Below are 10,822 nucleotides of genomic sequence, written 5' to 3' on the forward strand. Positions count from 1 at the left end.
CTCGGTGGATGCCTTTCGTGATTTCGTGTGGGTAAGACGGGTGCCGCGACATCACTGCTTGGCGACGCTGCGGAACCCGCGCAGGCGAAGGCTGTTGCCGACGACGAAGACGGACGAGAACGCCATCGCCGCGCCAGCGAGCATGGGGTTGAGCATGCCCAGCGCCGCGACGGGGATGGCCGCGACGTTGTAGGCGAAGGCCCAGAAAAGGTTTCCCTTGATCGTGCCCAGTGTCCTGCGGGACAGGCGGATCGCGTCGACCGCGGCCCGCAGGTCCCCGCGCACGAGGGTGATGTCGGAGGCCTCGATCGCGACGTCGGTGCCGGTGCCCATGGCCAGGCCGAGGTCGGCCTGGGCGAGGGCCGGTGCGTCGTTGACGCCGTCGCCGACCATCGCGACGACCTTGCCCTCGTCCTGGAGGCGGGTGACGACGTCGACCTTGTCCTTGGGCAGGACCTCGGCGATGACCTGGTCGATGCCGACCTCGGCAGCGATTCGCTTCGCCACGGCCTGGTTGTCGCCGGTGAGCAGCACCGGCGTGAGTCTCAGGTCCTTCAGTCCGGCGATGGCCTCGGCGCTGGTGGGCTTGACGGCGTCGGCGACGACGAGGACGCCTCGCGCTTGGCCGTCCCAGCCGACGGCGACGACGGTCTTGCCTTCGCCCTCGGCCGCGGCCTTGGCCGCGGCGACCTCTTGGGAGAGGTGCTGGGACCAGTCGGCCAGCAGGGACTCCCGGCCGACGAGCACGCCCTGGCCGTCGACGACGCCCTGCACGCCCTTGCCCTCGATGTTGGCGAAGTCCTCGGGCGTCGGCAGTTGGCCGACCTCCTGGACCGCGCCCTTGGCGATGGCCTGCGCGATCGGGTGCTCAGACGCGTCCTCCAGTGCACCGGCCCGGCGCAGCAGCTCCGTGCGGTCGGTGCCGGGCTCGGTGATCGCGTCGACCAGGGTCATCTTGCCGGTGGTCACGGTGCCGGTCTTGTCGAGGACGACGGTGTCGACCTTGCGGGTGGACTCCAGGACCTCGGGGCCCTTGATGAGCACGCCCATCTGCGCGCCGCGCCCGGTGCCGACCAGCAGCGCAGTCGGGGTGGCCAGGCCCAGGGCGCAGGGGCAGGCGATGACGAGGACGGCGACGGCGGCGGTGAAGGCGGCCGCGACGCCGGATCCGGATATCAGCCATGCGCCGAGCGTGACGAGGGCGATAGCAATGACGATCGGGACGAAGATGCCGGAGATCCGGTCGGCCAGGCGCTGGACCTGGGCTTTGCCGGATTGGGCGTCCTCGACCAGCTTGGCCATCTGCGCCAGCTGGGTGTCCGAGCCGACCCGGGTCGCCTGCACGACCAAGCGGCCCCCGGCGTTCACGGTGGCTCCGGTCACCGCGTCACCCGCGACGACCTCGACCGGAACGGACTCGCCGGTGAGCATGGAAGCGTCCACAGCGGATGTGCCGGAGACGACGGTGCCGTCGGTGGCGATCTTCTCACCCGGGCGGACGACGAACTCGTCGCCCACGGTCAAGTCTGCGGTCGGGATCTTGGTCTCGGCTCCGTCGCGCAGGACGGAGACCTCCTTCGCTCCGAGGTCGAGCAGGGCGCGCAGCGCCGCGCCGGCTTGGCGCTTGGATCGCTTCTCGAAGTAGCGGCCGGCGAGGATGAACATGGTCACCCCGGCGGCGGCCTCGAGGTAGATGTTGCCCGCGCCGTCGGAGCGGGCCAGGGCGAATTCGAACGGGTGCTTCATTCCCGGCATGCCGGCGTGGCCGAGGAACAGCGCGTACAAGGACCACAGGAACGCCGCGCTCGTGCCCATCGAGACGAGCGTGTCCATCGTGGCGGTGCCGTGCTTGAGGTTGGTCCACGCGGCCTTGTGGAATGGCCAGCCCGCCCAGACGATCACCGGCGCGGCCAGGGCCAGCGAGGCCCACTGCCAGTAGGTGAACTGCAAGGCGGGGATCATCGCCATCGCGATGACCGGGACGGTGAGCACGATCGACCCGATCAGCCTCTGCTTGAGCGAGGTCAGCTCGGGGTCGTCGGCTGGGCCCTCGCCGTCGGCCGCGGCGTCTGTCGTCGCGGCCTTGGGCTTCGGCAGTGCTGCGGTGTAGCCGGTCTTCTCGACCTCGGCGACCAGCAGGGCCGGGTCGTAGCCGGCAGGCACGGTGACCTTGGCCTTCTCGGTGGCGTAGTTGACGCTCGCGGTCACGCCGTCGAGCTTGTTGAGCTTGCGCTCGACCCTGTTCGCGCAGGAGGCGCAGGTCATCCCGCCGACCTCCAACTCGATGCCGGTGTCCGAGCTCAGCGGCGCTGAAGCTGGTGCAGTCATCGTCTTTCCTTCCTTCTGCCCTGCCGCGGCTGTGTGCCGTAAGCCGCGAGCCGCGCTGGTGCCTTCATCAGGCGCGCACGGCCGAGTAGCCGGCCTCCTGGACGGCGGCCAGGACCTGCGCGTCGTCGATCTCGCCGGAGCCGGAGACGACGAGCTTGCCCGTCTGGGCGCTGACCTCGATGTCGGTGACGCCTGGGATCTCGCCGACCTCTTCGCGGACCGACATCTCGCAGTGCCCGCAGGTCATGCCCGTCACCTGATATTCGTTCGCACTCATCGCAAATCCTCTTCGTTTCTCGATATCCCCGGTGGGTACCTGTATGAGAACCGTATACCCCCTCTGGGTATTCCCGCAAGGTAGGGAGCGATCACCGGCGTGGTCATCGACCACTCGCAGGGACGGCATGGCGATTGTGAGCCCGATACGACACCGGGGTAGGGTAACGAGCGTGTTGACCGCGATCCCCGAGCCCAGGCGAAGCATGCGCCGGGTGCCGCTGATCGTCCTCGCGGCGCTGCTGATCGCGGGTCTCCTCGGGATGCACGCCCTGACCAGCGCGCCCATGCCCGCGACTGCCTCCATGGCGTCCTCGGGGCACGCTTCCCCGGCATCGCCCGCCCTCGCGGACCAGGCGACCGCCGCCCCCGCGGCGGCGATGTCCGGGCCTCACGGCACGATGCACGGCTCCGGCGGGTGCGCGGACGCCATGAGCGGCGGCGGGTCCACGTGCGTGTCCGTGCCGACTGGCAAGGACCTTCCGGCCCTCCCGGCACCGTCCGCCGCGAGCCTGCCCCGACCAGTGCTTGCCGCGGCCGCGCCGACGCCGCCGCCCGAGACGCCGCGCCGGCTCGCGCTGACTCACCTGGAGCTGTCGATCCAACGGACGTGAGCAGCCGGGAGCGCCGACGTGGCGCTCCTCGCCCTTCCTCGGCAGGGCCCATGGCTTCTGCCGAGTCCGCGACGGCATCGCGCCCTCGGCGCGCTGGCCCTTCTCAGAGGCCCATGCAGGCCTGCGCATCCGATCACCGTGATCGTCGACCGCGCCGGCTCGATGCCGTGGCACCGCTCACTATCGACACAGAAGGACATCACCCATGCATTCCGCCCTGAACCGCCGCCAGTTCCTGTCCGTCGGCGCACTGACGCTGACCGCCGCCGGCCTCGCCGGCTGCAGCTCCACCACCACCAAGACGACCTCGTTCGTCAAGCCCGGCAGCGCCGCGGTCACGGCGGCCGAGGCCAAACGCCGCAGCACCGGGACCGTCGTGCAGCGCGCGCTGACCGCCGAGCCGGTCACCCTCGACTTCGGCGGGAAGATCGCCAAGACCTGGGCCTACCGCGGGGCATCGGCGAGCGAGCCATTGCGCGGCAACGTCGGCGACACCCTCAAGGTGGCGCTGACCAACGACCTGCCCGACCCGACCAGCGTGCACTGGCACGGGCTGGCGCTGCGCAACGACATGGACGGCGTCCCGAGCCTCACCCAGAAAGCCGTCCAGCCAGGCGGCTCGTTCGCCTACGAGTTCACCCTGCCCGAGTCGGGCACGTTCTGGTTCCACCCCCACGTCGGCACGCAGCTCGACCGCGGCCTGTACGCGCCGCTGATCATCGACGACCCGAACGAGAAGGCCGACTACGACAAGGAATGGGTCATCGTCCTCGACGACTGGCTCGACGGCGTCACCGCCACGCCCGACCAGGTCCTCGCCGAGCTCGAGAAGGGGATGATGGACCACGGCGGCATGGACATGGGGCCGATGCGGATGGGCAACACTCTGATGGGCGCGACCTCGCCGCTGCTCGGCGGCGACGCCGGCGACGTCTACTACCCCCTCTACCTGATCAACGGCAAGCCCGCCAAGGACCCACAGACCTTCACCGCCAGGCCCGGAGAGAAAATCAGGCTGCGGATCATCAACGCCGGCGGCGACACCGCCTTCCGTTTCGGCATCGCCGAACACCCGCTGACGATCACCCACACCGACGGCTTCCCCGTGAAGCCGCACGAGGCCGAGAGCGTAGTCCTCGGCATGGGGGAGCGCTACGACGCGGTCATCACCGCCGGCGACGGCGCGTTCGCCGTGATCGCCGAGGCCCTCGGCAAGCAGGACCAGGCCCTCGCCGTCCTGCGCACCGGATCCGGCACCGCCCCGACCAAGAAGACCAAGCTCCCGCAGATGAAGACCCCAGCCACCGCAGCCGACCTGAAGGCCGACTCCGTGGTCAGGCTGCCCAAGCGCGCTGTAGACCGGACCCTGGTACTCGAGCTGACAGGGAGCATGGAGAAGTACGACTGGGCGATCAACGGCAAGCGCATGGACGTGGACCAGCCGATGCGCGACGCCCTCGGTATCAAGCAGGGCGAGCGGGTCGCGCTCGAGTTCAAGAACTCGACCACGATGTGGCACCCGATGCACCTGCACGGCCACACCTACCAGCACTCCGGCGGCGGGCCCCGCAAGGACACCTCGATCGTCCTGCCTGGCAAGGCGCTGCGCGTCGAGTTCGACGCCGACAACCCCGGCAGGTGGCTCAGTCACTGCCACAATCTCTATCACGGCGAGGCGGGGATGATGACGACGATCGCCTACCAGATGTCCTGATCCGCAGCCGACCAACGAGTCGTGTGACCCGGAGGCGCCGAGTATTCGTCCATAAGGATGGCGCAACCAGCCTGCTGCAACACAGACGAAGGGCGCACCTCCTGGAGGGACTGCCGCAAGGATGGGTGACATCTGATCTGGCTTGCCCGTAGGGCGGCCTGGAAGGATGTGCACCATGCCCGCTCCCTACCCCCAGGAGTTCCGCGAAGACGTCGTGCGAGTGGCCCGGTCCCGTGAGGACGGCATCACGATCGCGCAGATCGCGAAGGACTTCGGCGTCCACGAGATGACGCTCCACAAATGGATCCGCCAAGCCGATATCGACGACGGCAACCGCCCCGGCAGGACCCGGGAGGAATCGACCGAGTTGCGTGAGGCGCGCAAGCAGATCCGGCTGCTTCAGCAGGAGAACGAGGTCCTCCGCCGCGCCGCTGCCTACCTGTCCCAGGCGAACCTGCCGGGAAAAGGTACTACCCGCTCGTGAGCGAGCTCGCCGTCGACGGCATCCCCGTCACGGTGTCCCTGCGGGTCCTGAAGCTCTCCCGCCAGCCCTACTACCGCTGGCGGAAACAGCAGGTCACCAATGCCGAACTGATCGAGGCTTACCGGGCCAACGCCCTGCTGGACGCCCACGTCGACGACCCCGAGTACGGCTACCGGCTCCTGGTCGACGAAGCCGCCGACACCGGCGAGAAGATGTGTGAGCGGACCGCGTGGAAGATCTGCCGGGACAACCAGTGGTGGTCAGTGTTCGGGAAGAAGCGCGGTAAGAACGGGAAGCGCCCCGGGCCACCGGTCCACGACGACCTCGTCAAGCGCGACTTCACTGCTGATGACGTCAACGAACTGTGGCTGACCGACATCACGGAACACCCCACCGACGAGGGCAAGCTCTACCTCTGCGCCATCAAGGACGTGTTCTCCGGCCGGATCGTGGGCTACTCCATCAGCGACCGGATGAAAGCGCGTCTCGCAGTAAACGCCCTGGACAACGCGGTATTTCGGCGTCGTGACACTGCCGGCTGCATCGTGCACTCGGACCGCGGAAGCCAGTTCAGGTCACGGAAGTTCGTGCACGCTCTGAACCGGCATCACCTCATCGGATCGATGGGGAAAGTCGGTGCCGCCGGGGACAACGCAGCGATGGAGTCGTCCTTCGCGCTGCTCCAGAAGAACGTCCTGGACCGCAAGCGGTGGCGGACTCGAGAGGAGCTGCGGATCGCGATCATCACCTGGATCGAGCGGACCTACCATCGACGCCGACGACAGGCGCGCCTGGGTCGATTGACCCCCATCGAATTCGAGGCCATCATGAACCAGACCGTCAGCCTGGCGGCCTAACCCCAGCTGACACCTACCCGTGCATCAGTCCCGGTGCCACGAGAGATCATTCACATCAACCATCGAGCCGGCCAGCTCCCCGGCCGGCAGCCCGAGAAGCCGACGGGTCGAGAGCGGGTAAAGCGACAATTCGAGGCCCTGCTGGCGTCCCCTCGACTGGATCAGAGCCGGAGTGGTGTGCAGGCCGGAGACTAGTACGTCACAGAGATGCCGCGCATCGCCATGAAGCCAGCCACAGTCGATGGGCTCTGCGAACGACAGCACCACCGTGACGCCCATCGAGGGAATCCCGTGGTGGACGGTGTCGGTACTGGTGAAGTCGTACCCCACCCAGGAAAGGAGATGGGGGCGCAACCCTTGCGGGATAGCTGGCTGCCAAACGGGCATGCACCCACCCTAGGGAAGCCCCGGCCCAGAAACAGTCACTTGTCTGACGACCACTGTGGTGTCGCTACACGACCGCCAGGGCCGTGGCGGCTCGATCAACGTCTCCGGGCAGTACACCTAGTCGGGTACACGACCTACGCGCCGGGGCACACCCCCACCACGCCCTAAGCCGACTGGAGCATGAGCAACGTTGAGTTCACCCCCTCGGCTGCCCGCCACGGAATCGCCCGCGAAGACGCGATGTACGCGGTGCGTGCTTCCGTGGTCCACGGTTCCCGTTCCGGGCCGTGACGGGCAAGGGGACGCAACGCTGTTCATTGGCCACCCGCAGACGGGCCGGTGGTTGGAAGTCATCGCAGATATTCGTCCCCCGCATGGGGTGCTGATCTTCCACGCGATGGAGTTGACCGGCAAGTTCCGCCCCCACCTCCAGGAGAACTGAGCATGGACTGATACGAGAAAATGCCCCGCGACATCGAGGGCGGCACCGTCGTTCCCAACGCCAGCCGCCTGACCCGCGACCCGAAGGCCGGTGAGCGCATCCTGCTCGACGCCGCCGGGGTGGAGACCTGGGAGGAGTTCGAGCGCGTGGAGATGGGGCGCCCGCGCGTGGGCGAGGGCCGCGGACCCTCCCCGGTGATCCAGACCCGCATCCCCCAGGCGTTGAAAGAGCAGCTGGACGCCTACGCCACCGACCACGGCCAGAAGGCCAGCGAAGTCGTACGCGAGGCCCTGGCACGCTTCCTGCGAGCCGCCTGAGCCCCAGGGGACACAGGACGACTGGCTACGCGCGGGTAAGCACCCGAGAACAGTCGGCGTCCCTGGATGCAGGAGGACGTAACGCTGTTGACTCGGGCCGAGACTGCCCGGCGGCTGATGGGCTATCCACCCTGCAGTCCCACCCCACCCCCTACCCTGATCCCATGGACAACATCAGGACCCTTGTGATTCTCGGCGCCTCCGGCGACCTCACCGCGCGACTGCTCCTGCCGGGGCTCGGTTCGCTGCTGGACCTGCAGCCGGAGCGGGAGATCACGATCGTCGGCTCCGCCCGGGACGACTTCCCGGGTCCACTGGGTCCGGACGACGACGTGCGTGCGGGGACCTGGGAGGAGACGGTCGCCAAGGCGTTCGCGTCCGTGGACGCCACCGGCCCCGCCGTGGAGCGGGCGCAGCGGGAGACGCGCTGGGTCTCGTGCGACGTGACCGAGGCGGCGGACCTGGAGAAGCTGCTGGGCGACGTCGTCGGCCCCGTGTGCCTGTACTTCGCGCTGGCTCCCGCCATCACCAAGAAGGCGTGCGCGGCGCTGGCCGAGCTGGACTCGCTGCCCGAGGACCTGTACCTGGCGCTCGAGAAGCCCGTGGGCACGGACCTGGCCTCCGCGCTAGCACTGAACGCGCAGGTGGCGCAGCTGGTGGACGAGCAGCACACGTTCCGCGTGGACCACTTCCTGGGCATGCCCGGCGTGCTGGACATCGTGGGGCTGCGCTTCGCCAACCGCCTGTTCGAGCCACTGTGGGACCGGCGGCACGTGGAGTCCATCGAGATCGTCTTCGACGAGACCCTCGCCCTGGAGGGCCGCGGGGAGTTCTACGACAGCACGGGTGCGGCCCGGGACATGCTGCAGTCCCACCTGCTGCAGGTCATGGCACTGACGATGATGGACCCGCCCTCCCGCTTCGACGCCGTGGAGGTCCCCGCCAACACCGCGCACATCCTGCGCGCCACCCGGCTGTGGGACGAGGAGTCCACGATGCACGCCGCCGAGCACCCCGGGATCACCCCCGTGGTCCGCGGCCGCTACACCGCGGGCACCACGGGCGGGCACGACGTCCCGGACTACGCGCACGAGAAGGACGTGGACCCGCGGCGGGAGACCGAGACGTTCGTGCAGGTCACCCTGGAGGTGGACACCTGGCGCTGGAACGGCGTGCCCGTGACCCTGCGCTCCGCCAAGGCCATCGGGGACCCCGCCCAGCACATCCGCGTGACCTTCCGCCGCCCGCCGCACGGGTACAAGGGGTGGCCGCACCCCACCGCCCCGAACGTGCTGACCATCGGCTTCGAGGAGGAGCACGTGCAGCTGGCCGCGAACGTGGGCAGCCCCTTCGACTCCCGCGGCATGAGCCGGCTGACCCTCTCCAGCGCGGTCCCCGAGCCGGGGCTCACCGCCTACGGCTCCGTGATGCGCTGGATCCTGGACGGGGACCCCACCTTCACCGTGCGCGCGGACGCATCCGAGGAGGGGTGGCGGATCATCGACCTCATCCAGAACGCCTACGACACCTGCGCGCCCCTGCAGGAGTACCCGGCAGGATCGGCGGGCCCGCGCTTCAAATAGAGACTTATTCATACACATGTCCCTTTGACGGCGGGGCATGACCGCCAAGCGTGTCCTCCTCTGATATCCAGGGAAAGTCCAGGGAATCCGCTGGACCTTCAACGCGTGACAGGGGAGAACCACATGCCATCATCGGCGCACGGCCCGGCGGGCGAGTCCCGGGATCCGAACGGGGAGGAGACCGAAGCCGTCCCCGCCGCAGGCCACGAGGGCCACGGCGCGGCTTCGCAGCCCTCCCCCACCAGCCAGGACAGCACCGCCGCGCAGGACGCCCCCACGTCCCGCCACGGCGCCGTTCCCACCGAGGCGAACACCGCCGCCGACGACGCCGCACGGCCCGCTGGGCACGCCGCGGGCACCTCCGCGCCGGGAGACACCCGGCACGACGGCGCGGCAGCAGCCGGTGCTGCCAGCCAGGGTGCGGCGAGCGCCGGGACGGCCACCGCCCCCGGCCAGCAGCCGTACACCTACTCCCCGCCGGCGGCGCTGTCCACGATGACCCCGCGCCACTGGTGGGTTCCCGCCGTGGCCGGTGCGGCCGGCTACGTGGGCATGGTGCTGGGCACCGTGCTCGCCATGCTGCTCACGCTCCTGGGAGCGGTCATCGCGGGGGACTCCAGCGGGAGTCTCACGGACCAGGTGGACGACCAGATCGGCACCTTCACCGGCGAGGCCCCTGACCTCTCCGGTGCCGCGTGGTTCCTGTCCGTGCCGTTCCAGCTGGCGGCCATGGCCGCGCTGGTGCCGCTGCGCATCATCGCGAACGTCGCTGGCGAGGGCGGCACCGCGGGCATCACCGTGCCGCAGTACTTCGCCCTGGCGTGCGGCATCGCCGCCGCGTGGTTCGTGGCACGCAAGCTCTCCGCGGGTCTGCGCGTGGAGACGCGTGCAGTGCAGTGGGTCATGGCCGCCGTGGGCGGCGTGGTGTGGGGCGCGCTGGCGCTGATCGTCACCGCGGTGACCGTGCTGCGCATGGACCTCTCCATGTTCTACTCCACCCTCCAGCTGCGCATCACCGCCGTGGGGCCGGGCCTGTTCGCCGTGCTCCTGGTGGTGGGTCTGCTGAGCATCGCCTCCGCCCTGAACGTGCGCTCCACCCAGGCCGCTCCGGGCCGCGTGGTGATCGGTGCTGAACGCTCCCTGCCGGGTGTGCTGCAGGTGCTGCGTCCCGTCGTGGTGCAGTTCACCGTGTTCGCCGTGGTGGCGGGCCTGGGCCTGCTGATCTGGGCCTTCGTGAAGTACGGCGCCGTGGCGGGCTTCTCCGCTCTGTTCTGGCTGCCCGTGGCCGTGGGGTGGCTGTTCGTGCTCTCCCTGCTCTCCGCGCTGACCGCGGGTGGCGCGGCGATCTCCTACACGGATCTGACCGGCAACTCCCACGCGTTCTACCTGTGGAGCGAGGGCACCGTGCCCGGCTGGGCCGTGGTGCTGTGCATCCTGCTGGCGCTGGTCTCCGTGCTGTGCGCGGCCGTCGCCTGGGCGCACGTGCGTCCCATGAACCAGCGCGTGGCGCGCAACCCCTTCGCGTGGGCCGTGCTGCCCCTCGCGTACTTCGTGCTCGGCATCCTGCTGATGTGGCTGCTCAACGTCAGCGGTTTCGCCGCGGAGGCCGGCAGCCGGGCCCAGGGCGCGGGCTTCAGCCTGCGTCCCGCCGGGTGGACGTGCCTGGTGCTCCTGCTGTGGGGTGCGGTCATCGAGCTGCTCGCCCGCTTCGTGGTGCCCGCGTTCATGAACTCCCTGCCCGCCGGGGTCACCCGCGGTCTGCGCGGTTCCGAGCGCTCCCGCGGCCGCGCCGCCGTGGTGGCCTCCGCCGCCGCGATGGG

At 69.3% G+C, this 10,822-nt stretch carries 8 protein-coding genes and 1 pseudogene; 6 read left to right on the forward strand and 3 right to left on the reverse strand.

Annotated features, from left to right (window positions below):
* Positions 1 to 51 precede the first annotated feature (51 nt).
* Positions 52 to 2,328 carry a cation-translocating P-type ATPase gene (locus tag D8M39_RS07060; protein WP_055085621.1) on the reverse strand — a complete coding sequence of 759 codons (2,277 nt, stop codon included), beginning with the start codon at positions 2,326 to 2,328 and terminating at the stop codon, positions 52 to 54.
* A 67-nt stretch (positions 2,329 to 2,395) separates the two neighbouring features.
* Complete coding sequence (locus tag D8M39_RS07065) at positions 2,396 to 2,605, reverse strand: heavy-metal-associated domain-containing protein (RefSeq protein ID WP_126874711.1); 210 nt, start codon at positions 2,603 to 2,605, stop codon at positions 2,396 to 2,398.
* A 172-nt stretch (positions 2,606 to 2,777) separates the two neighbouring features.
* Between D8M39_RS07065 and D8M39_RS07070 the strand changes: the two genes are divergently transcribed.
* The 3 genes from D8M39_RS07070 (at position 2,778) to D8M39_RS07080 (ending at position 6,273) form a co-directional block, all read left to right on the forward strand.
* The gene (locus tag D8M39_RS07070; protein ID WP_055085625.1) at positions 2,778 to 3,218 is read left to right on the forward strand and encodes a DUF6153 family protein; all 441 of its coding nucleotides are present in this window, start codon (positions 2,778 to 2,780) and stop codon (positions 3,216 to 3,218) included.
* A gap of 205 nt (positions 3,219 to 3,423) precedes the next feature.
* Positions 3,424 to 4,932 (forward strand): multicopper oxidase family protein, encoded by a 1,509-nt coding sequence (locus D8M39_RS07075; protein WP_126874712.1) that lies wholly within the window; start codon positions 3,424 to 3,426, stop codon positions 4,930 to 4,932.
* 175 nt (positions 4,933 to 5,107) lie between these two features.
* Positions 5,108 to 6,273 (forward strand): IS3 family transposase gene (locus tag D8M39_RS07080; RefSeq protein ID WP_126874713.1). Its coding sequence is split into 2 segments (ribosomal slippage): positions 5,108 to 5,392 and positions 5,395 to 6,273, totalling 1,164 coding nucleotides; the frame shifts between segments, so codons are not numbered across the junction.
* A gap of 24 nt (positions 6,274 to 6,297) precedes the next feature.
* On the opposite strand, the gene D8M39_RS07085 is transcribed toward D8M39_RS07080, so the two are convergent.
* Entirely contained in the window at positions 6,298 to 6,660 is a 363-nt protein-coding gene (locus D8M39_RS07085) for a hypothetical protein (protein WP_238693996.1), read from the reverse strand.
* Positions 6,661 to 7,122: 462 nt separating this feature from the next.
* On the opposite strand from D8M39_RS07085, the gene D8M39_RS07095 reads away from it, so the two are divergent.
* The 3 genes and pseudogenes from D8M39_RS07095 to D8M39_RS07105 all read left to right on the forward strand — a co-directional run.
* Entirely contained in the window at positions 7,123 to 7,419 is a 297-nt protein-coding gene (locus D8M39_RS07095) for a hypothetical protein (protein ID WP_126874714.1), read from the forward strand.
* 164 nt (positions 7,420 to 7,583) lie between these two features.
* On the forward strand, positions 7,584 to 9,002 hold the full coding sequence (locus D8M39_RS07100; protein ID WP_126874715.1) for a glucose-6-phosphate dehydrogenase: 1,419 nt from the start codon (positions 7,584 to 7,586) through the stop codon (positions 9,000 to 9,002).
* A 123-nt stretch (positions 9,003 to 9,125) separates the two neighbouring features.
* A pseudogene (locus D8M39_RS07105) lies at positions 9,126 to 10,822 on the forward strand (hypothetical protein); the annotation flags it as partial.

The organism is Kocuria sp. HSID17590 (assembly GCF_003989485.1).
Lineage (GTDB): Bacteria > Actinomycetota > Actinomycetes > Actinomycetales > Micrococcaceae > Kocuria > Kocuria salsicia.

Excerpts from the sequence above, each read along its gene's own strand:
- D8M39_RS07065 (WP_126874711.1), bottom strand. The coding sequence starts at position 2,605 with ATGAGTGCGAACGAATATCAGGTGACGGGCATGACCTGCGGGCACTGC.
- D8M39_RS07095 (WP_126874714.1), top strand. The coding sequence starts at position 7,123 with ATGCCCCGCGACATCGAGGGCGGCACCGTCGTTCCCAACGCCAGCCGC.
- D8M39_RS07100 (WP_126874715.1), top strand. The coding sequence starts at position 7,584 with ATGGACAACATCAGGACCCTTGTGATTCTCGGCGCCTCCGGCGACCTC.
- D8M39_RS07075 (WP_126874712.1), top strand. The coding sequence starts at position 3,424 with ATGCATTCCGCCCTGAACCGCCGCCAGTTCCTGTCCGTCGGCGCACTG.
- D8M39_RS07085 (WP_238693996.1), bottom strand. The coding sequence starts at position 6,660 with ATGCCCGTTTGGCAGCCAGCTATCCCGCAAGGGTTGCGCCCCCATCTC.
- D8M39_RS07060 (WP_055085621.1), bottom strand. The coding sequence starts at position 2,328 with ATGACTGCACCAGCTTCAGCGCCGCTGAGCTCGGACACCGGCATCGAG.